Origin of the sequence: Runella limosa DSM 17973 (assembly GCF_000482465.1) — a bacterium.
GTDB classification, from domain to species: domain Bacteria; phylum Bacteroidota; class Bacteroidia; order Cytophagales; family Spirosomataceae; genus Runella; species Runella limosa.
Map to the genome: position 1 here is coordinate 99,883 of NZ_AXVJ01000041.1, position 23,118 is coordinate 123,000.

A 23,118-nucleotide genomic window follows, 5' to 3' on the forward strand; every position below is an offset into this window, starting at 1 on the left:
TGTTGCATTTCTTTGTGCTTTCTGTGGTTTAAATAAACTTCAAAAATGGCTTATATTCTCTCCATCGACCAAGGCACGAGCAGCACCAAAACGTTGATTTTTGACGCAGCGGGCAATGCCGTTGCACGGGCATCGGAACCTTTAAAAACGCATTATTTTGGCGAAGGTTTTGCCGAGCAAGACCCCGAAGAAATTTATCAAAACGTACTCACCTCGGTACGGAAGTGCGTGGCAGCGTTTACGTCAAAAGGAGGAAAAATAGCGGATATTCAGTCGGTGGGTATCTCCAACCAACGCGAGACATTTGTGCTTTGGGATGAGAACGGACAACCGTTGCACAACGCTGTCATTTGGCAGTGTAAACGCTCCGTGCAAGTTTGTGAATCGTTGAAAAGCAAAGGGTTAGAAGAGAGTGTTCGCTCAAAAACGGGTTTAATTATTGACCCTTATTTTTCGGGAACAAAAGTAATGTGGCTCAATGAAAACGTTGAAATCGTCAAAACTGCCATTGCCGAAGGACGCGCTTACTTCGGAACGGTCGATACATGGTTGTTGTTCAAACTCACCCAAGGACGACAGTTTTTGACGGATTATACCAATGCTTCCCGCACGTTATTTTTTAACTTAGATACCCTTGCGTGGGATGCCGAATTACTGGAAGCATTTGGACTTTCTAACGTCCATTTGCCCGAACCAAAACCCTCGGCGTTTGAGTTTGGTGCTTCCGATTTTGAAGGACTTTTTGACACTCCCGTAGCCATTACGGCCATGATTGGCGATAGCCACGCGGCCGCTTTTGGAGAGGGATGTTTCACCTCAGGAACGGCCAAAGCTACTTTGGGAACAGGTTGCTCGATTTTGATGAACGTGGGCAGCGAGCGCAAAAACTCAACCCAAGGCATGATGACCACGGTCTGTTGGAGCGTTGAAGGACGAGTAGATTATGCCTTAGAAGGAGTTATTGTAACGTGTGGTGCTACTATCGAATGGCTCAAAAACGAACTAGGTTTGATACAAGACAGTCGCGAAACCGAGGCCATGGCAAGGGCGGTAGAAAACAACGGCGGGGTGTATCTCGTGCCTGCATTTAGCGGGTTGGGTGCTCCCCATTGGAACATGAAACGCAAAGCGTCGATTTCAGGATTGACATTCGGAAGTTCCAAAAACCACATCGTTCGGGCGGCGTTGGAGTCAATTCCGTACCAAATCAAAGATATTATTTCGGCGATGGAGTCGGATACCGAAATAGAACTCAAAGAACTAATGGTGGACGGAGGAATGACTTCCAACGGTTTTGTGGTGCAATTTTTGGCTGATTTGTTGGCAAAACCCGTCGCTACCATCGGTCTTGCCGATGTTTCGGCCTTAGGAGCAGCCTATTTGTCGGGACTTGGGAGTGGGCTTTGGGCGTCGATAGAAGAAATTGCCCAGCTGCACAGCAACAAGACGTACCTTGAACCCAACCTTGCTAATGCCACGATTGCGGGCGATTATGAAGGTTGGTTGACCAACGTAAAAATGCAATGAAAAAAAGACCTTTAATCGAACTCATTTCCGTAGATTGCTATTCGGCAACTCCTAAATACTTGCAAGTAGCCAATTCTATTTTGACGGCCATTGGCAAAGGAGAGTTGGAAAAAGACGAGATTTTACCGTCGATTAACGAACTGAGTTTTGAATCGGATATTTCGCGGGATACGGCCGAAAAAGGCTATAAGTACCTCAAAAAAATTGGAATGCTTGACTCCGTTCCTGGCAAAGGATATTTTGTCAAAAGTACGGTGATTCATCCGCATCCAAAGATTTTTTTGTTGGTCAATAAATTGAATGCGCACAAAAAAATCATCTACGATGCGCTCGTATCGGCATTAGGAGAGCGCGTTACGATTGATTTTTACATTTATAACAACGACTTCAATTATTTTAAAAAACTCCTCCAAACCAATAGCCACGACTACACGCATTACGTCATCATTCCGCACTTTACCGAGGGAGGAGAGAAAGCCCACGAAGTCATTAACAATACGATTCCCCGCGAGAAGGTGATTGTCGTCGATAAACCGATTGAGGGAATAAAGGGCAAGTACGGTTCAGTGTGCCAAAACTTTGAAAAAGACATTTACAACGCCCTCGAACAGGCGTTAGAAGCCTTGTCGAAGTACCAAAAAATCAACATTATTTTTCCGCAAGAATCCCACCATCCCAAAGAAATTCTGGAAGGCTTGTCGCTCTTTTGCCATCAGTATTCCTTTGATTTTGAGGTAATAAGTGGTATTGTGAATGAACCCATTCGGGCGGGGGAAGTGTATATCAGTATTACCGAAAATGACCTGATTGTGCTGGTAGAGAAGGCGTTGGCTTCAACCCTAAAAGTAGGGCAGGAGGTGGGCATCATTTCTTACAACGACACCCCCCTCAAGCGCATTATCCTCGACGGAATTACGACTATTTCGGCCGATTTTGAGTTGATGGGACAGAAAACCGCAGAGCTGATTCTCAACAATGCGAAGGAATACATAGAAGTGCCGTTTTACCTCACGCTCAGGGCTTCCTTGTGATTTACCACTTCTCGATGTAGCCCAATTGTTGGTCTTCGTCTTCGTATTCCAATTCGGCGTCTTTTTCCCAAATTTCCATTTCGCAGGGCTTGCAGTTAAACCGCAATTTGTACTCCACTTCGCCGTGTTTTAGGGTGAGGGGCTCGGTCAATTTTTCGCCCATGGTGGCGCGCTGGAATCGCGCGCATTTGCCCAACTCGTACTTGACGCAGTACTTGGTGGTCATCACCCGCGATTTTCCTGGATCCCATTGCAGCTCAAACGCCTTTTCGATTTCCGTCACGCCATGACGTTGGTAAAACTCCCGCGCCATGTGATTGGCCACATTGTACATGAAGTCAAGCTTTTGAACGGGGTAGGGGTGGGTCGTTTTTTCGATTTGAAACGTTTCGCGGTGGTAATCTCGCACCCGAACCTCCGCCAATTCTTCAAGCACTTCGCGGCGGATTTCGTTGACTTTTGACGTGGGCAAAAACCAGTTTTGGCTAAATTGCACTTCCATAGCGTCCACCTCAAAAGGCGTATTGCCCGTTTTAGCCAAGTTCTTTTTGATGTTCGGAATCACCGATTCTTCGGTGCGAGCTAGTTCTTTGGCGATGGCGAGCGTCGAGCTGTGTTGGTGACCGTCTTCGTCGATGGCGAGTAGTTGAAAGCCGTCGGCAGTTTCAGAAAAATACAGCGAAACGCCAATTTTACGCACGGCGCTGTTTTCTTTTTCCACCATTTTGTTGAACTCCGCATCCGAATTTCGATAAATAACCGTTCCCACAGGAAGTGGCTTAAAGGTATTGGGGATGACGAGGTTATTGAAAATCACGTTGATTTGAACCCCGTCGGCCACGCCTTCTTCGTTGATAAAATAAAGGCCGTCGCCGTTGTTGAGTTCTTCAAAGTTTTCAATGACGTAGCCCTTGCCTTTGATTTCCAACAGCTTGCCGATGTATTGCCCCTGCGATTTCGGACTTTCCCACGAACCGATTTTCTCCTTTCTCTTATTGACAAAATAGTCGGTGTAGCCTCGGTTGAAACTTCGATCCATCTGTGGTTCAAAGTTGTAGAAGGTGCGGCCCGAAGAAGCTTTTTCGTATTTATCGCCGTTTTCGGCCAAAAATGCGTCTAATTTTTGACGCAAAAACGACGTATTATTTTTGACATAAACGATGTCTTTCAAGCGCCCTTCGATTTTGAAAGAAGTGATACCCGCTTCAATCAGATTGGGCAGTTGGTCGCTCAAATCCAAGTCTTTGATGGACAATAAATGGCTGTTGGAAATCAACGTTTCGCCCTTGCCGTCAATGAGTTGGTAAGGCAAGCGGCAGTTTTGGGCGCAAGAACCACGGTTGGCACTTCGCTCACCGTTGGCCACGCTCATGTAGCAATTTCCGCTAAACGACACGCACAAAGCCCCCGACACAAAAAACTCCAATTCGATGTCGGTAGCTTCGCTGATGTCACGGATTTGGTCTAAGTTTAGCTCTCTGGCCAAAACCGCTCGTTTCATGCCCGCATCGGCCAAGAACTTAACGTGCTGGGCATCGCGGTTGTTGGCCTGGGTACTGGCGTGAATCACGATAGGCGGCAAATCCATCTCCATGATGGCCATGTCTTGGATGATGAGCGCATCCACGCCAATTTTGTACAATTCGTGAATCAGTTTCTGGCAAGTGGCGAGTTCTTCGTCGTACAAAATGGTATTGATAACGACAAACACCTTTGCCTTGAAAAGATGGGCGTAGCGCACCATGTCGGCGATGTCCTCGACCGAGTTGGTGGCATTGGTTCGTGCGCCAAACTGCGGAGCACCAATATAGACAGCATCTGCCCCTGCATTGATAGCGGCCATTCCTTGGTAAAGGTTTTTGGCAGGAGCAAGAATCTCAACTTTCTTTTTCATCTAATTATCTATCCGTTGTAAGAATGGAGCGCAAAATTAGGGAATTTTGAGGAGATATGGAGGGTGACGTTAATGGGCTTGGAGTAGTTGCTTGCCTTCTCCTCCAAAATCATGGTTTTCTATGAGATGATTTCATAGAAAACCATGAGGAACAATGCGAAGCAATTTTCTCAGTTTTGTGATTATTAAACTTAATCACCTTCTACTATGTCTCGTTCTACCTTTATTTTCATTGTCTCGTTCTATTCATTAGCCCTCGGCTTGTTTGTGCTCTTCGTTCCCACATTAGCGACAGACTATTTTGGGGGAGATGCTACGAATCTCTTCCTAGTGTCCATCTTTCGGTTTATTGGTGTTCTTAATGCTGGTCTCGGCATAGTAGGGCTGCTATTGCTTCGTCAAATCGACCTAGAAATTAGGTGTACAATGGAACGTTTAAGAATAAAATATAATTTCACACCCTGTTTTTCTAAGTCAGCATGTCTTATCTTATTATTTATCTTTTATGGAATGAGGTCTTTTTCACAGAATCCACCGATTAGCCAATATTATTTTGTATCATCACCAAACTCAAACGGTACGCAGTTTTATGGATATTTTGACGAAAAATTCGGGGGTGTGCCTCTTCAAAAAAACTTATCACTATTGTCACTTCTACTTGGGGATGACCCAAATAGATTATTACCAAATGGAAGAAATCTTGTTGATAAAGTAGATGGAAGAATAAATGGTATAACGTTTAAATATCAACCATTTGCCTACCAAATTGAAGGAACGAAGTATAACTTACCCATTGGAAATAATTTGTCAAAATTTTTGGATGACCCTTTGGGTAATGCTACATCACTTGATTTAACACTGCCATTTTATACTGATTCTATACAATTAGGTGACAGAGGAAGGGCTTGGATTAGGACTTCTGATGTCATAAAATATCACGCAGGAACTGATTTTATGCCTAAAACTTCATCTGGAGACTTTGATGTTTGTGCTGCCCAAGATGGAATTTTGAAAAGTAAAAGTGATAGTTGCGTTGTTTTATCTCATAAATCTTCAAATAATAAAGAATTTCTTACGGTTTATCAACACCTTGAACCTTCAAGTATTATTAACTTTCAGGATGGTCATCTCATAAAAAGAGGACAAAAAATTGGTAAGATAGCAAGAGGAAATGGTGCTCATTTACATTTTGGAGTTGCCCTTAAAGGTCCAAAAGGAGTAGTTAATAATGTACAGATTCCAGAATTATATTATTTGATTGATCCATTTGGCATTTATGATTATGCAAGAAATCCTAATGATGTAAATTCATATAATTATTTGCCAAATAATTTAAATAACAAGTTTGATTTTCTTACCTTTTCTATAAGAGGTTCACTTAGAACTATACATTGGAGAACGAACCCTTTAATAAATTCGCTGCCAATATCATTACTTACAGAACAGCCATATAGGAAAATAAAAAGAATTCAAACAAGAGTACTTTCAAATAATGACATCATAGGAATGCCACCTCCTGAAAAAGAGCAGTTTTTAGTTTGGTTAGATGGTGTTTCAAATCCAGAATTTTTCTTCATACCATTAAAGAACGCTCAAGATAAGTCAATGGAATTAAGAATGGTTGATATTTTGAAGGATTCATTCATGAATGGAAAAAGAGTAAGATTAGAGTACAAGTATATAGATAACTTACCCCAAATTCTAGCAGTATGGGTTACTGATTGATATCATTACTAATGCAGAGGTTCTGCCTTCGTTATTGATTATACATTCAACCTGTAGAAGGAATGGTTTCCAAGAAAGTTATTAAAGAGGAAACTGACGTCTGCTTCGAAAATAATGCAGATAAACTGATTGAGAACTGTATTATAATGCCTACGTTGTCAAAATCCCGCCCCAAAGTACGGCTTATTTTGATTGGGCTGTTTGAGGAATTTTAGGCTTGGGGCTCTTTACTTTTGGAATAAAAAAGGGTAGTTTTTGTAACTCATTGTTCAACGTTAGTTTTTAACTCAGAATGCACCCTAGTTAACTCGTAGCCGTAGCAATCGGTATGAGTCAACTAGGGTTTTGAGCTTTAATGACGCTTTTGATAGACATTCTGCCACTTGTATGCTTACTTTTGTGCCTTGGCAAACATCTAAAGCGGGGTATTTCTACAATGACTTTGACAGACGAACAACGTCAATTTATTCGACAACATCAGCAAACGTCGGTGGCGGCGTTGTTGCTCAAATACGGTAAAAATAGAGAGTTTGAAATTCGCCAAATCGAAGCTCGGCAGAAAGCCAAACACAAACTTCCTTCGTGGTATGCTGAAGAACGACTCATTTTTCCGCCTGCGGTTTCGGTAGAACAAAGTTCGTCGGAAACAACGGGGCGTTACAAAGCGGCGTTGGTGTCGGGGACGCTCATGGACGCAACGGGTGGAATGGGAATAGATGTTTCTTTTTTTGCTAAAAACTGTACGTCAGTGTTTTATGTAGAACAAAAGCCCGAACTCGTGGCGTGTGCAAGGTATAATTTAGACTTGCTAGGGCTTCAAAACGTGCAGTATCTGCAAGGAAATTCGCTGGAAATTTTACCAACGCTCGATACCGTTTTTGATTGGATTTATCTCGACCCCGCGCGTCGTTCGGCCGATAACCGCCGCGTGGTAGGGCTGCGCGATTGCGAACCCGACGTGGTGACGTACCTGCCGCTTCTTTTGCAAAAAGCCAAGCGATTGCTCATCAAAGCCTCGCCGCTGCTCGACCTCAAACAAACCTTGTTGGACTTGCCCCAGCTGTCGGTCATTTACGTTGTTTCGGTAGAAAATGAGTGCAAAGAGCTGCTTTTTGAAATAGCGTCGGAGGCCCAACCCACGACCAATCCAACGGTACGGACAATTAATTTTAAGTCGGATGAAACGATACAACAGTTTGATTTTGAATGGAATAGTGAAGCCAGTTTAGCCGTAACGCTGAACGAACCGCAGATGTATCTTTACGAACCCAATGCTTCGGTATTGAAGGCAGGGGCGTTTAAGTCGGTGGCCAAAGCGTACGGAGTGGAAAAAATAGCCCCTCACAGCCACCTTTACACCTCTGCGACGTTGGTTGAGCATTTTCCTGGGCGGATTTTTCAGGTGGAAGCCGTCGTGAAAGTGGACGCCAAAGCGTTGGCACCGTACCTTACTGACGGAAAAGCCAACCTGACGGTGCGTAATTTTCCACTTTCTACTGACGAATTACGTAAAAAGTTTAAACTCAAAGAAGGTGGCTCCACCTACATTTTTGCCACGACCCTGGCCAATGGAGATAAACGACTTTTGGTGTGTAAAAAGCCAATTTAATTTTTACATTTGTTGTGACCTAAACCTTTATTGGCTATTGCATGGAAACCCCTTCTCCCGAAAAAAGTAACTGGATTCAAGAATTATCCAACCAAAGTTGGAACTTAGAACTGGTCGTGTCAGGGGCGGCTATTTTTTCTACCTCGTTTCTCCCCGAATTGACCGATGCTGCCATCGAAAGCTATTTTGAAAATTACCAGCTGAGTAACAGTATTTTCGAACAAGTTTTGCCAATTTTAGCCTACAGTTTTGCCAAATCTTCCGCCTATCTCCTGATATTTACGTTTGTTGTCCACTTTATTATTCGTGCGTTTTGGATTGCTATTGTAGGGCTAAGGGCGGTGTTTCCGCAGGGAATCAACTTTGAAAATTTGCCAAATACGAACAAAGAGCTGGCCGAATCATACGAAAAGAAATTTGGGAGCTTGGATGGCTTTATCATTCGATTAGACAGAATTAGTAGCCAAATTTTCTCCATCGCCTTCGTGATGGTATTGTTCAGTTTGATGCTCACAATCATGTACATCGTCACATTTGCAGGGACGGTGGGCCTCAAGACGTACTTCCCCGTATTTTATAGCAAAGCCAAACCTGTTTTTATGGTTGCAGGAGGGAGCATAATGGTGCTTAGTTTGGTCATTGTACTACTAAGTTCGAAGGAAAAATACCGTGAACATCCCTTTTTTAGCAAACTTCTTAAACAATACATAGCTAAAAGCGCTTGGATGTACATGGGTATGTATAAACCTATCCAGTACATCAATTTTACGTTTGCCTCCAATCTACCTCGAAAGAAATATTTCCTATCCCTTGCTTCCATAGGATTTTTATTTTTTGGATTAGCTATCTCTATTTATGTGGAGAAAATATTGGCGCATAACAGTATTCCTACCCTAGAATCTCGCAAATTTTACTCCACTGGCACAAGCGAACACAAACTGACGGCCAATTACTATGATAACTTACGACCAGAAGGTGAGCGGATAGAAGCCGCAAGCATTCAGTCGGACGTTGTCGAAGAGCCGTTTCTGAAGTTGTATATCAATTATAGTAAAGTTTTTGATACCGATTTAGCCAAAATATGTCAAGAACCTACACTCCCCGACAGTATCAGAAAGTACAAACGAAGGCTATTAGTGGATAAAAATAGGCTTGAGTGTTTTAATCAATACTTTAAAATAGCCCTCAACGACAGTACTTTTGATTCGGTGGAGTTGTTCTTTGAAGACCAGGGTAATACCAAAGGGTTGAGGACGTATTTGAGTACTGAAAAATGTAAAATTGGCCGTAATACGCTTTACATTAAAACAATGAACGTGGACAGCCTGCCCAAAAAAGTATGGACTGACTACGTAGCAGTGCCATTTTGGTATGCCAAAGATTGAGGGGAAATATCCCCCTCGACTACTTTTGCTTACTTTTCCAGCGCTTGATTTCTTTCTTTGACATTTCTTGGGTGACCATTGCTTCGGGCCATTCGGAAGTATAAGTGCCGCCGCTCTGCATTACTAAGCCCGAAGTATTGGTGGGCGAATAAAACGACGGAACTACGAATTCGTACGGATATTCGGTTTGGTTGAAAGCCCTCGCACGGCTAAGATAGTACACCGAAAACTGAACTACGACACTTCCTTCGAAGGTATCGTCAGTGACAATGCCCAGTGGCTCGCCAGCTTCTACTTCTTGGCCTTCTTTGACCAACATTTTACCTTTTTTGAGTCGATTGTAGCTGGCAAAACTGCCGTCGCCGTGAAAAACCTCTACCGAATTGGTTTGGCTGGAGAACCAAATTCCGTCAGAATGGGTATCAAAAGCATCTTTCAATTGGCTCACTACCCCGCGACGGGCGGCAAAAACGGTGTCTCCTTTTTGCATTTGAAAAGCAATACCGTAGAAATTAGACACTTTTTTGTTGGCAATCATTTCCATGATATTTTTTGACAAAAAAGCCTTGTGCGCCACTGCCGAAGAAAAAGGAAAAAGGTATAAAAATGGCTTGGGGGCTTTGTTCAGCACTCGTCCTTTTAGGTAAGAATAACCGAAGCGAAACGAAATCCCTTGGTTGTTTTGGTTCGGTTTGAGTGTGAATAAGGTGCTGGGGCCAGGTGAAATAGATTCAATAAACGGCAACGAACATCCGCAGCTTCCGCCCTGTAAATCAGTAAATTCGACTTTTACGGTATAGTCGCAAACGTTGGAGTTTTTGGCTTGAAAAGTGTATTCGCGTTTGTCGTTGGCAGTGTAAGTAACTTCAACGGAGCTTTGTGCAAGCGCGAAAAAGGGTGAAAAAAGGGCGGTAAAAGCGAGAATAGAAGAGGATAGTTTCATAAATACGATAATGAGTTGGCTGAAATTGATAACGACAAAGCTAGGTTAAATCTCTGGTCAACCACTTGACATTTGTCAATTTTTTATAAAAGAGTATCATTTTTTGTGGACAAAGGCTTAGGAGCCAATTCGTGTTGTAACTTTGCTTTCTTTTTCAAAGAATCAATTATTCGTCACGCACATGTTTTTTGAGCGCCTACCCAATAAAGATTATCCCAAAGAACCCGAATCGCGGATGGTGATTCGTTTTCAGGACTGTGACCCGCTTCAACACCTCAACAACGCGAAGTACTTTGACTATTATTTCAACGCCCGTGAAGACCAAGTAGCCAAGCTCTACGAATTTAATTTCGGACGCTTGTTTCGGGAGTTAGGACAGAGTTGGGTGGTATATCAGCACCAAATCGCCTACGTGCGGCCTGCGCTGGTGAGCGAATGGGTGCGCATTACGTCGCGCTTGATTTATTTTAGCGAAGACACCATTGTCACAGAATACTACATGACGGACGATTCGCGGACGCAACTCAAAAATGTACTTTGGGTAACCTCTAAGTACATTGATGTACGTTCGGGAAAACGCACGGTGCATCCACCTTCGATTATGGATTATTTGGAAGCAACCTGTTTACCAAACGTGGATTATCACAACTGGAACTTTAACGAACGGATTCGAGAAATTAAACAAAGTCTGAGCGCTGCTTCGACGAAAGTGTAAGGAATGAACTGGCTGCACAATACAGCATTTATTATTGGATATTATTTAAAACGGGCTCATTGGCTAAGTTTGGATGTGGTGGCGGGCGCAATGCTTACGCACACCATTGCGCAGCGTATGCCCGATGGACACGGGAAAGTCTCGTGGGCTTCGACGCTTTTGGTGGGTATCGCGGTGTTCGCCATTTATGTGACAGATCGCTTGCTCGACAACCGTAAATCGAAAAAGGTGGATACCCAACGACACCGATTTCACGCAAAATATGAGCCGATTTTACTCAAAATATTAGCTGGATTAGGGGTAGTGGGGCTTGTTTGCCTGTTTTGGCTCCCCAAAGGCATGTTTATTGTTGGGCTGACGCTAGCAGTACTGGTAGTGGGGTATTTGGTGGTTATATTTAGAACAACGCTAACCGATGGTTTTCAGTTGTTTAAAGAGCCTATTGTTGCTTTGATTTATACCGCAGGGGTCTGGTGGACGGCGCTGTCGGCATCCGCCGAAACACCTTGGGAGAGCAAAGTTTTCATGGGGCTTTTTGGGTTGGTTGCTTTCCAAAATCTGCTATTATTCTCTTGGTTTGAGTCTTTCGACATGGAAGAAGGCTATACTTTGGCCATTGCTTGGGGAACAGAAACTGTGAGTAAAATTCTGATGTGGATTAGCATCATTGTCTGTGCGACAGCCTTAATTGTACTAATTACCACTTCGTACCGCTATTGCGTGCGAGCAGCCATCACGGTGTCGGTAATGAGCCTTGCCAACGACTACCTCAAAAGAAAGTCGGCCTCAGTACTCCCCAACGAACGCTACCGTTGGCTAGGCGATGGCGTCTTCTTTTTTACCCTTTGGCTGGTTTAGTTTTCGGTTTCCTGTTTTTTGTCATTCCGACAAAGGAGGAATCTACGTCCAATTTTGAGTTTCCTGTTTCGGGTTTGTGGTTTCCTGTTTTTTGTCATTCCGACCATAGGAGGAATCTACGTTCAATTTCCTGGTCATACTGACAAAGGACGTACCACCCGTGATGGCAAATATTCCCTAATTCCTAATTCACCCCCCAACCTCTATTTCTTCTTCTTAATCGAAGGCTTGATAGTCGCTTTGGGCTTGGGTTTTTGCTGACGATTTTCGGGCGTATATTTTGACAATAAAGGCTCGGCACCGCGTTTGCGACGTAGGTATTGGAAGCCCCATAGACAGGCCAAACAAAGCATTAATAACCAGTAACTATCTACAAATTCGGTACGGCGAAATTCCAAAATCCACAACGCAAAGAAACCTAATGACGTCCATCCCAGCAGACTTTCAACTAAAGGAGTTTTCATGAGTTTGATGTCTCAATAAATTGGTTAGTGCGGCAAAGGTACGAGCTTTGGGCACTGATTGGCGCGTGGTTATTCAAAAAATCCATTTATGGTTGTTCTTTGAGCCAAGCAATGACCGCAGGATAAAGGTCGGCAACGGTCTGATTGGCGGCGCGTTTTTTATAGGTTTCCAACAAAAAACGATTGAATTCTTTGTAGCGGTGAAATCCACGGCCATTGATCATAAAATCTTCAACGCGCTGATTGATTTTCTCAAAATCAGCCGCAGGGTAGGAGTCGTAGGCGTACAGCGTAAAAGCCGCCCACGTCATGTACTCGTTAAACGTCAGGTACGTAGATTCATAGTAGCCTTTGTTGCCTTCTTTGGTTTTGTTCCATTTTTTCCAATCGGGCATGGCGGCCTCAATTTCTTTTTTGTACTGGTCGGTGACGGGGTTGACGTAGTTGTGGTCAATTTCGGTAAAAACAATGCGCGACCAAGAGCCTTCTTTTTCAACCTCAGAACGGTTGCTAGGAAACTCGCCCGCTGGACTTATAAACATGAGCGTTTGACGAAAGCCGTTTTCGTTCAGATGAAACGTGAAATGATGGCCACCGTCGAGCGGAGAAAGATAGATTTTATAACTATCGTAGCGCGACGGAAACTGACTTTCGGCCCATGCCCACATTTTACGGACGGGCATGTATTTTTCGGTCTTCGCCAACTGGCCTTGGTAATAACTTTTATGCTGGGCGTAAAACGCTCGGTAATTTGTTTTTTCAATAAAATCCCGAAGAAGGGCTGGGCGGTCTTGTAAGTCCAACAAAATCATCGAAAGCGGGCGTTTTAATGAATAAACCTTACTTTTTACGAGGCGGTTGTTGTCGTTAAATTCAAGCGTGAGTGCACTTTTGCGCAATTGGGTATGGTGAAGTAATCCTAACTTACGAAGTTTTTTTGCCGCGTGCCGCACCATCGGATGGTCTTTGTAAGGACTAAAATGTTTTTTAACGTCTTGAATGTAAGGGTCTTTCTCTTCCAAAACGTTTCGGTAACCCGTGAGTGCCATGATAATGCAACTAAGCTCATACGTCTCGGGCATTTCAATGGTTACTTTTTGTCGGTTTTCAGTCTGATAAGCGGCGGAGAATCGGGCTTTGGGCGCAATCGGGTTGCCACAAGAAGTAAAGAGAAAAGCACCAAATGAGAGTACAAAGAAGGCTGTTAGCGTATGTTTCATAAGAAATGGATATGTTCAAGATTCAAAGATAGCAATTAGGTGATTCGCTAAGAATTTTACCCCCAAAATGAACTTTCCCCGTCTTAAAAAACGTTGCGCAAAAGCCCCGTAAATAACCTTAAAAATGACCCGTTTTAGTCGCTGTTTTCTTTGGAAAACCTAAATAAAATGAGTACTTTTACACGTAAACAAACCTACTATTTCATATTTTAACATCAACCATGGCAGACAACAAAGAACAAAAATTTAAAGCCCTGCAAACAACGCTTGAGAAGCTTGACAAAGCCTACGGAAAAGGCACAGTGATGCGTCTCAGTGACAAAAAAGTAATGGATGTCGAGGTAATTTCAACGGGTTCCGTTGGACTTGACCTTGCCCTAGGAATTGGTGGTTTGCCACGTGGACGGGTCGTAGAAATCTACGGGCCAGAATCGTCAGGTAAAACTACACTTGCCATGCAGACCATTGCCGAAGCTCAAAAATTGGGCGGTTTGGCGGCCTTTATTGATGCAGAACACGCCTTTGACCGTGTGTATGCCCAAAAGTTGGGAATTGATACCCAAAACTTACTTATTTCGCAGCCTGACAACGGTGAACAAGCGCTCGAAATCGCCGAACATTTGATTTCGTCGGGAGCGATTGACATCATCGTGATTGACTCCGTAGCGGCCCTTGTTCCTAAAGCGGAAATCGAAGGCGAAATGGGCGATAGCAAAATGGGTCTTCAGGCGCGTTTGATGTCGCAAGCCTTGCGTAAATTGACGGGGGTTATTAACCGTACCAATTGCTGCTGTATCTTTATCAACCAGTTACGCGATAAAATCGGCGTGATGTTTGGTAGCCCAGAAACAACTACGGGTGGTAATGCCCTCAAGTACTATTCGTCGATTCGTTTGGATATTCGTCGGATTGGACAAATCAAAGAAAGCGCCGATAATATCACTGGAAACCGTACCAAAGTGAAGGTGGTGAAAAACAAATTGGCACCTCCATTCAAAGTGGTTGAGTTCGACATTATGTACGGTGAAGGGGTCTCTAAAGTAGGAGAAATCATCGACTTAGCGGTAGAACTTGAAATCGTGAAGAAATCGGGTTCTTGGTTTAGCTACGATGGCAACCGCCTCTCACAAGGTCGTGACGCAGTGAAGCAATTATTGAAAGATAATCCTGAATTGGCCGATGAACTTGAAGCGAAAATCCGTGCAAAAGTCAACGAAGATGATGATGCACTGTTGGATACGCAACAACCGAACATCGCCGACGACGGAACGCCAGACTAAGCCTGCTATCAACCTCCCGAAAGTTTCAAACTTTCGGGAGGTTTCAAACTTTCGGGAGGTTTTATGTTGAGCCTAACTCAATATCTCTCTCGAAATCACCAACTTCTGAATTTCACTCGTACCTTCTCCAATGGTACATAGTTTGCAGTCGCGGTAAAATTTCTCCACAGGATAATCTTTGGTAAAGCCATAGCCACCAAAAATCTGAACAGCTTCATTGGACACCCTACACGACACCTCCGAGGCGTAGTATTTGGCCGTAGCGCTCTGGAGCGTTACTTTTTCGTGGCGGTCTTTGCGGGTAGCGGCATCATACACGAGTAGTTTGGCGGCTTCAATTTCGGTGTGCATATCGGCAAGTTTGAACGAAATCCCCTGAAACTGCGAAATCGGCTTGCCAAATTGCTGACGTTCTTTGGAGTAAGCCAAGGCGGCTTCAAACGCCCCAATGGCCGTGCCAAGGCTCAGGGCCGCGATGGAAATTCGTCCACCGTCCAAAATTTTGAGGGCTTGCACAAAACCTTCACCAACTTCGCCCAACACATTGCTTTCATGGACGCGGCAGTCTTCAAAAATCAATTCTGTCGTTTCCGAAGCCCGCATTCCAAGTTTGTCTTCTTTACGCCCCGCCGAAAAACCTTTTGTGCCACGTTCGATGATGAAGGCCGTGGCGCCCCGTTTGTCGCCCACTGCGCCAGTACGCGCAATCACAACGGCTACGTTGCCACTTTTTCCGTGGGTAATGAAATTTTTAGAACCATTTAAGACCCAATAGTCACCGTCTTTAACGGCCACCGTTCGCATATTTCCTGCGTCCGAACCTGTGTTGGGTTCGGTCAATCCCCATGCGCCAATCCACTGGCCACTAGCGAGTTTGGGAAGGTAGGTTTGTTTTTGAGATTCATTTCCAAACATCAAAATGTGGTTGGTACAGAGCGAGTTGTGGGCAGCCATTGAGAGCCCAATGGCAGGGTCAACTTTGCTTAATTCGACAATCGCAGTAACATATTCTTGATAGCCCAATCCTGCACCACCATAAATTTCGGGTACCAGGATGCCCATGAGCCCTAGTTCGCCAAGTGAATGAAAAAGGTCAACGGGAAAATGCTGGGTTTCGTCCCATTCCCTGACGTAAGGTCGCATGTTGCGTTCTGCAAAATCCCGAACCGATTGGGCAATTAATTCTTGGTTTTCTACAACTTCGGACTTCATATTCAAAAGCGATTAAAGGAATAGTGTTGAATGAAAGAATCTCAATCTAAGATTATTCAATGATTATGCCAAGCAATAATGAGCGAACGGTAAGAGGTAGAAAAATAAAAGATTACGCAAACGTTTTCGGAAGCGTAAATGAATACTTCAAAACGCGAGTGTCGCAAATTTTTATTTGTTGTTATAACAATTTTTAGAGTAATAATTTTTTTGAAAAATCATTAAAAGAACCGCAAAATCAATTGTTACTCTACAAATTTGTGGAAGATTGGAAGGGATTGAAGAATTTATTCTAATTTTGGAGCTGTTTTGTTGGACTCGAAAAAATACAATTTTGAAGAGCCGCACATGAAAACTAACAACCAAAGCATTTATCTATGAAAATCGCTGTAGTAGGAACTGGCTATGTAGGACTCGTAACAGGAACTTGTTTTGCAGAGACGGGTGTACAAGTATGTTGTATCGACATTGATGTAAAAAAAGTTGAAAAGCTGAACAACGGAATTATCCCCATTTACGAACCTGGCTTGGATGTCCTTTTTCATCGAAACGTAGCCGAGGGTCGTTTGAAATTTACCACCGATTTGGTCGAAGGTATCAAAGGCGCTTCGGTAATTTTCTTGGCCTTGCCAACGCCTCCAGGAGAAGATGGTTCGGCAGATTTGAAATATATCTTGAAAGTGGCCGATGATTTGGGGCAAATTATGACTGAATATGCCGTCATCGTCGATAAAAGTACTGTCCCAGTGGGCACAGCCGAAAAAGTAAGCGCCGCCGTGGCCAAAAACGCAAAAGTGGAATACGACGTAGTATCAAACCCTGAGTTTTTGCGTGAAGGTGTGGCTGTTGAAGACTTTATGAAGCCAGACCGCGTGGTGATTGGGACAAAGTCGGAACGGGCTAAGAAAGTAATGGAGAAATTGTACGCTCCGTTGGTGCGCCAAGGAAATCCCGTGATTTTTATGGACGAGCGCTCGGCCGAAATGAGCAAATACGCCGCCAACTCGTTTTTGGCGATGAAAATTACGTTTATGAACGAAATCGCCAACTTGTGCGAATTGGCAGGAGCTGATGTTGACAATGTGCGTAAAGGAATTGGAACCGACAGCCGCATTGGAAAACGTTTCTTGTTTGCAGGAATTGGTTACGGTGGAAGCTGCTTCCCGAAAGATGTTCAGGCACTTGCCAAAACATCGGAAGAATATAAGTACGATTTCAAAGTGTTGAAATCAGTAATGGAAGTAAACCAAGACCAAAAAACGAAACTTATCCCCGTCGTTAAAAAACATTTTGACGGAGATTTGAAAGGAAAAACAATTGCCGTTTGGGGACTTTCGTTCAAGCCATATACCGACGATATTCGTGAGGCGCCAGCGTTGGAAAATATCAATATTTTGTTGGAAGAAGGCGCAAAAGTGATTGCCTACGACCCAGAAGGGATGGAAAACGTGAAAAACTACGTATTGGGTAACAAAATTACGTATGCACACACGCCGTACGCAGCCTTGGACGATGCCGATGCGTTGATGATTTTCACCGAGTGGCCGCAATTCCGCACGCCAGAGTTTGAAAAAATGGCGTTGTTGATGAAAAACAAATTGATTTTCGACGGTCGTAACGTTTACGAATTAGACCAAATGAAAGAACTAGGATTTACCTATTACAGCATTGGTCGTGAGGTGGTGAGAGCCTAATTTTTTTGGATATAAATACAAAAACGAGTGCCGTGATTGAGTCAACCAAGGCACTCGTTTTTTATGCCTTCTGTTTGAGTTTTATAAGTTAAAAAGCTAAGTTTTAGAAACCGAATGGGTTTTTGTACTTTTGCAACTCGAAAATAATTCACTGATTAACCGAATCAAACATTCTTATATTTTCCCCAAATGAAAAGAGTTTTAATCACTGGTGCGGCGGGCTTCTTGGGTTCGCATTTGTGCGATAGATTTATCAAAGAAGGTTATTACGTTATTGCGATGGACAATCTTGTGACGGGCGACCTTCGCAATATCGAGCACTTGCGTTCTAACCCCAACTTTGAATTTATTCACCACGATATTTCAAAGCACATCGTTATTGATGGAGAATTGCACTACATCCTCAATTTTGCCTCGCCAGCAAGCCCCATTGATTATTTGAAAATCCCCATCCAAACCCTCAAAGTAGGTTCGTTGGGTACGCACAACTGCCTTGGCTTGGCACGTGCAAAAGGTGCTCGTATCTTGGTAGCTTCTACTTCGGAAGTGTATGGTGATCCATTGGTTCACCCACAAAACGAAGATTATTGGGGACACGTAAATCCTGTGGGTTACCGTGGCTGCTACGACGAAGCAAAACGTTTTCAGGAAGCAATCACGATGGCGTATCACCGTCACCACGGTGTAGAAACACGCATCGTTCGTATTTTTAACACCTACGGCCCACGGATGCGATTGAACGACGGACGGGTATTGCCTGCATTCATCGGGCAAGCACTTCGCGGGGAAGACCTGACGGTGTTTGGAGATGGGTCGCAAACGCGCTCTTTCTGCTACGTTGATGACCTTGTGGAAGGGATTTACCGTTTGTTGTTGAGCGATCACGCCATGCCAGTAAACGTAGGTAACCCAGCCGAAATCACGATTGGTGAATTTGCCGAAGAAATCATCAAATTGACAGGAACAACTCAAAAAGTAATCTACAAACCACTTCCACAAGACGATCCAAAGCAGCGTCAGCCAGACATTACATTGGCGAAAGAAGTGTTAGGATGGGAGCCAAAAGTGTCGCGTGCAGAAGGATTAAAAATTACGTACGACTACTTCAAAAATCTTCCTGAAGACCGTTTGTACGAAGAAACGCACCACAGAGAGTTTAACTAATAGCAGAAATTCTAACCTCCCGAAAGTTTGGCTTTCGGGAGGTTTTTTTATATCTATTTGGACGCAGGTATCTCACTCACATCCACCCGATTTTTGTCTTTGTTCCAAAAAAGTCGGTATTTTTTCCCCGAATCAATTTTGTATTCTTCCGTGACTTTATCTAGGGTACTAACCCGCATATACACTTGTGTATCAGCTAGTTTAAACTCCGCTCGTTTTTTGGAAGGCAAAAAGAACGCTTGCCAGTTGAGGCGGTCACCGCTAACTTCGTAGGCTACTTCGCCGTTGAGTTCGTTTTGGAGTGAAAACGGAAAACGGTCATTGACAGGGTCTTCGATGACATCGGCCAATGAAACAACTTCTACTTTGATAGAACCAAGTTTTCGTTTTCCAAGCGGTTTGACGGCAATATAAACTTCGTCGCCACGGCATCCTTCCAACTTCCCAACGCTACTCTGGGTGCTGTCAATCTTAAAACAAGGAGAGGCTTCTTTGCCATCGATAAATTGTTGGGCCGATTTGGCATCGGTAAAAACGCCAACCGCTACTTTAAAATTGGCATTTGAAGCCAACGAATGTTTGTCAAATGAATAGTCCGTCTTGGTCAAGGTATCAGGATTTACCAATCGAAGGGTTTCGTACAAACGAGAGGAAGTATTGACTTTTTCGGGTTGAAAAACGCTGATACGATAAAAAGAAGTAGTAGTACCTTTCAAAAGGGATACTTTTACGGGGGTATTTTTGGCCAATACTTTATTGACAACGTTGGGAGGAACCAAGTTGACGTAGTCAATAATCACCTCTTGGAGCATTTTCTGCGCCGAAGCCTGAAGGTGAACCAAAACAGAACACAGCAGGCTTGTAAAGAATATTTTTTTCATAAAAACGGCAAGTTTCTGAACCCTTAGACAACGCAAAGATGGGGAAAATATTTTCTGTACCTCTATCTTTGCGCCATGAACTTTATTCGACTGCTTCGCACAAACTGGCCTTTTGCTCTGACTTACGGGGTATTATTAATAGGATTGGGTATTTGTCAGGTTCTTTACCGACAAGGAATTATTTCGCTGGAAATCAATCGCTACAACAGTGCTTTCGCTGATACCTTCTTTAAATACGTTACCCACCTTGGCGACGGAGTTTTTTGCGTTGGGGTAGGAGTCGGGTTATTGTTTCGCGCCCGTAAGAAAGGCTATTTGGTGATTGGGGCTTACGCTATTTCTGGGATATTGGCACAGCTTATCAAAAATTTTGTTTTTCCAAAAGAACCGCGTCCAGTGGAATATTTTGCGGGGATGATGCAGTCGTTACACACGGTGCCAGGCGTAGAACTGAGCCACTGGAATAGTTTTCCGTCGGGACACACAACCTCAGCCTTTGCCTTGTTTGCCTTGTTGGCTTTGTGGACACCCAAGCCTTGGTTGAAGGTCGGTTGCTTAGTAATGGCCTGTGCCATAGGTTTCTCAAGAATGTATTTACTCCAACATTTTATGGTAGATGTTTACGTGGGGTCATTATTGGGGACACTCACTGCTTGGGGATTAGCCTTGAAATTTAACGAAATAGCTTAGTGTTTTAACTTCGATTTTAAAAGAGACTACGAATGAAAAATATAAAACTCGAAAATCCGTGGGTCATCGCATTTCTTGCGGTTGCTTTTTTTGTGCCCTATTTGGGCCAAACCCATTTGTTTGATTGGGATGAAATCAACTTTGCCGAATCTGCCCGCGAGATGCTCGTTTCGGGGAATTATTTACGCGTGCAAGTTGATTTTCAGCCTTTTTGGGAAAAGCCACCGCTGTTTTTTTGGTTACAGGCTTTATCGATGAAGGTGTTTGGCATCAACGAGTTTGCCGCCCGTTTTCCCAACGTCGTTGTGGGCGTTTTTACCTTATTAACCTTCTATTTTTTAGGAAAACGCTTGGTTGATAGCCGCTTTGGGTTTTTGTGGGCGTTGGTTTATTTGGGGTCTGTTACACCGCATTTGTATTTTAAATCGGGGATTATCGACCCTTGGTTCAATTACTTTATGTTTTTGAGCGTGGTTAATTTTTCGTTTCCAGACGCTAAAAATACTGCAAAAAGTTTCTTGTTGGCGGGCATTTTTGCGGGACTCGCCGTTTGGACCAAAGGCCCTGTGGGGGTGGGCGTACCCACACTCGTTTTGGCGGCGCTTTGGGTGATTCAACAAGTTCAAAAGAAAAATAACCAAACAACAATTGGTGATTATTCCATTAAAAACCTGCTGATTTATGCCATCACGGCGGGTGTTTTTACGATTGGGTGGATGTTGGCCATTATTATGGAAAGCGGCTGGGCTACTTTTGTCGCATTCTTGCAGTACCTCTATCGCCTCGGTGCTACTTCGGAAGCCGACCACGGACAGCCGTTTTATTATCACTTTGTGGTCGTACTGATTGGCTGTTTTCCCATTTCGGTGATTGGTCTAAAATACGTAGCAGTAGCTTTTAAACCGTTGATTGCGAGGTGGAAATCGCAGATGGTTGACAAAATGACGCTACCCATGCCCGCGTTTTCGTTGCCGATGTTGTGCTTGTTTTGGGTGGTGATGATTGTATTTTCTATTGTCAAAACCAAAATTGTACATTACAGTTCGATGGCCTATTTTCCGCTTTCTTACCTTGCGGCGTTGTGGCTGCACCAGTGGCTCAAAGGAGAAGTTGTGTGGCCAAGATGGATGACAGTTATGGTATTGTTGATTGGGTTTATTTTGTCGTTGGTGCTGACCTTGGTTCCGTTGATTGGTATGAATCCAACGGCTTTTATCCCTTACATTGATGACAAATTTGCGGTTGCCAATTTACAAGCACCTGTCGAATGGGCTGGAAATGAGTGGCTTTGGGGCGTGCTTTATTTTGGGGCGATTTGTGTTGCTTTGGTACGTTGGAAAAAACAAAAGCAGTTGGCTATTCGTATTCTGTTTTTTAGCACGGCACTGTTGATGTTTTTTTATACGGCGAATGTTGTTCCCAAGATTGAGGGTTATACCCAACGCACTGTGATTGATTTTTATGAAGCTAAAAAAGGACAAGATGTATATGTTTGGCCGATTGGAAACCGAAGTTATGCACAGTTCTTTTACTTCAAAAAGCCGATGGGAGTGCGCCCCGAAGCGAGTGATGAAGAATGGCTGTTGAATGGCCCAGTGGACAAGCCAACGTTTCTGATTGCCCGTATCGACCGTGCTGACGCCTATCGCGCAAACCCAAATTTAGAGTTCTTGAAGGAAGAAAACGGTTTTGTGTTTTTCCGAAGAAAACCCGATTATCAGAAGATTATTGAATCGGTACGGAAATTAGATCAGTAATTGATTTAAACATATTCCCAGCCTCGGAGAGGCCCAACATTTGTAGAGGTTGGATAGATATTACCAGCCTCGGAGAGGCTCAACATTTGTAGAGGTTGGATAAATATTATCAGCCTCGGAGAGGCTCAACATTTGTAGAGGTTAATAGATATGACCAGCCTCGGAGAGGCTCAACATTTGTAGAAACATTTGTATGGGTTAATAGATATTACCAGCCTCGGAGAGGCCCAACATTTGTAGAATTTGTCGGCGTAAAATTTGTTTATTCAAAATGAAATTATTTGTTTTGTGCCAAGTTTAACCAAATGGTTAAACCATTGAATAAATCATGTCAGAACTAGATTTAACAACAGAAGAGAAAATTTTGAAAGCGGCCGAGACCATTTTTTTGCGAGATGGCTACGACGGCTCAAGGATGCAGGACATAGCTAACGAAGCAGGAATCAATAAAGCATTGTTGCATTACTATTTCCGATCAAAGGATAAGTTATTTGAACACGTTTTTGATAAAAAAATTGGCATATTTTTTCCGAAAGCCGATGGTGTTTTTGATTTGGATATTGACTTTGCAGACAAAATTGGGCTCATCATAGAAGGATATATCAACCTTTTGAGGGAGAATCCCTACTTGCCTTTGTTTGTTTTGAATACGGTTAATAATCCAGAAAAGTCAGATTTTATCAAAAAACTACCAGTCGGATTGATGCAGAAAATAGCATTAAACTACTTTGTGGAACTCCAAAAAGGCAAAGTTCGTAGCATTAACCCTATGCAATTTGTGATATCTATCATGGGAATGTGTGCATTTCCATTTTTGGCACGCCCAATTTTATTGAGTGCGTTTGGGGCAGATAAAGAGGCATTTGATGTACTGATGAAACAGAGGATTGAAGAGTTGAAGTTGTATGTAAAGCTAATTTTAACTCCGTAAACGTATCGAGGGTTGCTCACAAAATGTGTCGAGGGTTGCTCACAAAACGTGTAGAGGGTTGCTCACAACCCGACCATCGAAGATATTCAAACGTGCAGGAGGTTGCTTACAACCCGCACATTTTTAGACCTTCCAAGT

General features: G+C 43.5%; 19 protein-coding genes. 13 read left to right on the forward strand and 6 right to left on the reverse strand.

From position 1 onward, the window contains the following. The first annotated feature begins 45 nt into the window (after positions 1–45). Entirely contained in the window at positions 46–1,527 is a 1,482-nt protein-coding gene (locus K339_RS32430) for an FGGY family carbohydrate kinase (RefSeq protein ID WP_037299069.1), read from the forward strand. Continuing rightward, positions 1,524–2,558 (forward strand): GntR family transcriptional regulator, encoded by a 1,035-nt coding sequence (locus tag K339_RS0102890; protein ID WP_028522264.1) that lies wholly within the window; start codon positions 1,524–1,526, stop codon positions 2,556–2,558. Before K339_RS32430 ends, K339_RS0102890 begins: the two co-directional genes overlap by 4 nt. A 1-nt stretch (position 2,559) precedes the next feature. Here K339_RS0102890 and K339_RS0102895 read toward each other — a convergent pair whose 3' ends face one another. Continuing rightward, positions 2,560–4,452 (reverse strand): peptidase U32 family protein, encoded by a 1,893-nt coding sequence (locus K339_RS0102895; RefSeq protein WP_028522265.1) that lies wholly within the window; start codon positions 4,450–4,452, stop codon positions 2,560–2,562. 426 nt (positions 4,453–4,878) lie between these two features. Here K339_RS0102895 and K339_RS0102900 point away from each other — a divergent pair, with 426 nt between their 5' ends. The 3 genes from K339_RS0102900 to K339_RS0102910 all read left to right on the forward strand — a co-directional run bounded on the left by K339_RS0102900 (position 4,879) and on the right by K339_RS0102910 (position 9,171). Further along, a complete protein-coding gene (locus K339_RS0102900) occupies positions 4,879–6,177 on the forward strand; it encodes a M23 family metallopeptidase (RefSeq protein WP_169731807.1) in 1,299 nt (432 codons plus the stop codon). Between the two features lie 436 nt (positions 6,178–6,613). Then, on the forward strand, positions 6,614–7,786 hold the full coding sequence (locus tag K339_RS0102905) for a class I SAM-dependent methyltransferase (RefSeq protein ID WP_028522267.1): 1,173 nt from the start codon (positions 6,614–6,616) through the stop codon (positions 7,784–7,786). Positions 7,787–7,827: 41 nt separating this feature from the next. Next, positions 7,828–9,171, forward strand: coding sequence for a hypothetical protein (locus K339_RS0102910; RefSeq protein WP_028522268.1), 1,344 nt, complete (start codon positions 7,828–7,830; stop codon positions 9,169–9,171). A gap of 19 nt (positions 9,172–9,190) precedes the next feature. Here K339_RS0102910 and K339_RS0102915 read toward each other — a convergent pair whose 3' ends face one another. Next, positions 9,191–10,114 (reverse strand): M23 family metallopeptidase, encoded by a 924-nt coding sequence (locus tag K339_RS0102915; RefSeq protein WP_028522269.1) that lies wholly within the window; start codon positions 10,112–10,114, stop codon positions 9,191–9,193. 181 nt (positions 10,115–10,295) lie between these two features. Here K339_RS0102915 and K339_RS0102920 point away from each other — a divergent pair, with 181 nt between their 5' ends. Both K339_RS0102920 and K339_RS0102925 read left to right on the forward strand, forming a co-directional pair. After that, the gene (locus K339_RS0102920; RefSeq protein ID WP_028522270.1) at positions 10,296–10,829 is read left to right on the forward strand and encodes an acyl-CoA thioesterase; all 534 of its coding nucleotides are present in this window, start codon (positions 10,296–10,298) and stop codon (positions 10,827–10,829) included. A gap of 3 nt (positions 10,830–10,832) precedes the next feature. Beyond that, positions 10,833–11,687 carry a UbiA prenyltransferase family protein gene (locus tag K339_RS0102925; RefSeq protein WP_028522271.1) on the forward strand — a complete coding sequence of 285 codons (855 nt, stop codon included), beginning with the start codon at positions 10,833–10,835 and terminating at the stop codon, positions 11,685–11,687. 203 nt (positions 11,688–11,890) lie between these two features. Here the strand turns inward: K339_RS0102925 and K339_RS32435 are convergent, their stop codons facing one another. Together K339_RS32435 and K339_RS0102935 are read right to left on the reverse strand one after the other, a co-directional pair. Further along, positions 11,891–12,151, reverse strand: coding sequence for a hypothetical protein (locus K339_RS32435; RefSeq protein WP_037299073.1), 261 nt, complete (start codon positions 12,149–12,151; stop codon positions 11,891–11,893). A gap of 86 nt (positions 12,152–12,237) precedes the next feature. Further along, entirely contained in the window at positions 12,238–13,371 is a 1,134-nt protein-coding gene (locus K339_RS0102935) for a DUF4932 domain-containing protein (RefSeq protein WP_028522272.1), read from the reverse strand. A 221-nt stretch (positions 13,372–13,592) separates the two neighbouring features. Between K339_RS0102935 and recA the strand changes: the two genes are divergently transcribed. Continuing rightward, positions 13,593–14,651 (forward strand): recombinase RecA, encoded by a 1,059-nt coding sequence (gene recA / locus K339_RS0102940; RefSeq protein WP_028522273.1) that lies wholly within the window; start codon positions 13,593–13,595, stop codon positions 14,649–14,651. 72 nt (positions 14,652–14,723) lie between these two features. On the opposite strand, the gene K339_RS0102945 is transcribed toward recA, so the two are convergent. Continuing rightward, positions 14,724–15,863, reverse strand: coding sequence for an acyl-CoA dehydrogenase family protein (locus tag K339_RS0102945; RefSeq protein ID WP_028522274.1), 1,140 nt, complete (start codon positions 15,861–15,863; stop codon positions 14,724–14,726). A gap of 377 nt (positions 15,864–16,240) precedes the next feature. On the opposite strand from K339_RS0102945, the gene K339_RS0102950 reads away from it, so the two are divergent. Continuing rightward, a complete protein-coding gene (locus tag K339_RS0102950; protein ID WP_028522275.1) occupies positions 16,241–17,557 on the forward strand; it encodes a UDP-glucose dehydrogenase family protein in 1,317 nt (438 codons plus the stop codon). Between the two features lie 189 nt (positions 17,558–17,746). Then, positions 17,747–18,721 (forward strand): UDP-glucuronic acid decarboxylase family protein, encoded by a 975-nt coding sequence (locus K339_RS0102955; protein ID WP_028522276.1) that lies wholly within the window; start codon positions 17,747–17,749, stop codon positions 18,719–18,721. A gap of 53 nt (positions 18,722–18,774) precedes the next feature. Here K339_RS0102955 and K339_RS0102960 read toward each other — a convergent pair whose 3' ends face one another. Beyond that, entirely contained in the window at positions 18,775–19,602 is an 828-nt protein-coding gene (locus K339_RS0102960; protein WP_028522277.1) for a hypothetical protein, read from the reverse strand. Between the two features lie 75 nt (positions 19,603–19,677). Here K339_RS0102960 and K339_RS0102965 point away from each other — a divergent pair, with 75 nt between their 5' ends. From K339_RS0102965 to K339_RS0102975, 3 genes are all read left to right on the forward strand, one after another. Further along, entirely contained in the window at positions 19,678–20,292 is a 615-nt protein-coding gene (locus tag K339_RS0102965; protein ID WP_037299074.1) for a phosphatase PAP2 family protein, read from the forward strand. Between the two features lie 32 nt (positions 20,293–20,324). Next, on the forward strand, positions 20,325–22,049 hold the full coding sequence (locus tag K339_RS0102970) for an ArnT family glycosyltransferase (RefSeq protein WP_028522279.1): 1,725 nt from the start codon (positions 20,325–20,327) through the stop codon (positions 22,047–22,049). A gap of 328 nt (positions 22,050–22,377) precedes the next feature. Continuing rightward, a complete protein-coding gene (locus K339_RS0102975) occupies positions 22,378–22,980 on the forward strand; it encodes a TetR/AcrR family transcriptional regulator (protein ID WP_037299076.1) in 603 nt (200 codons plus the stop codon). Positions 22,981–23,118: the final 138 nt, after the last annotated feature.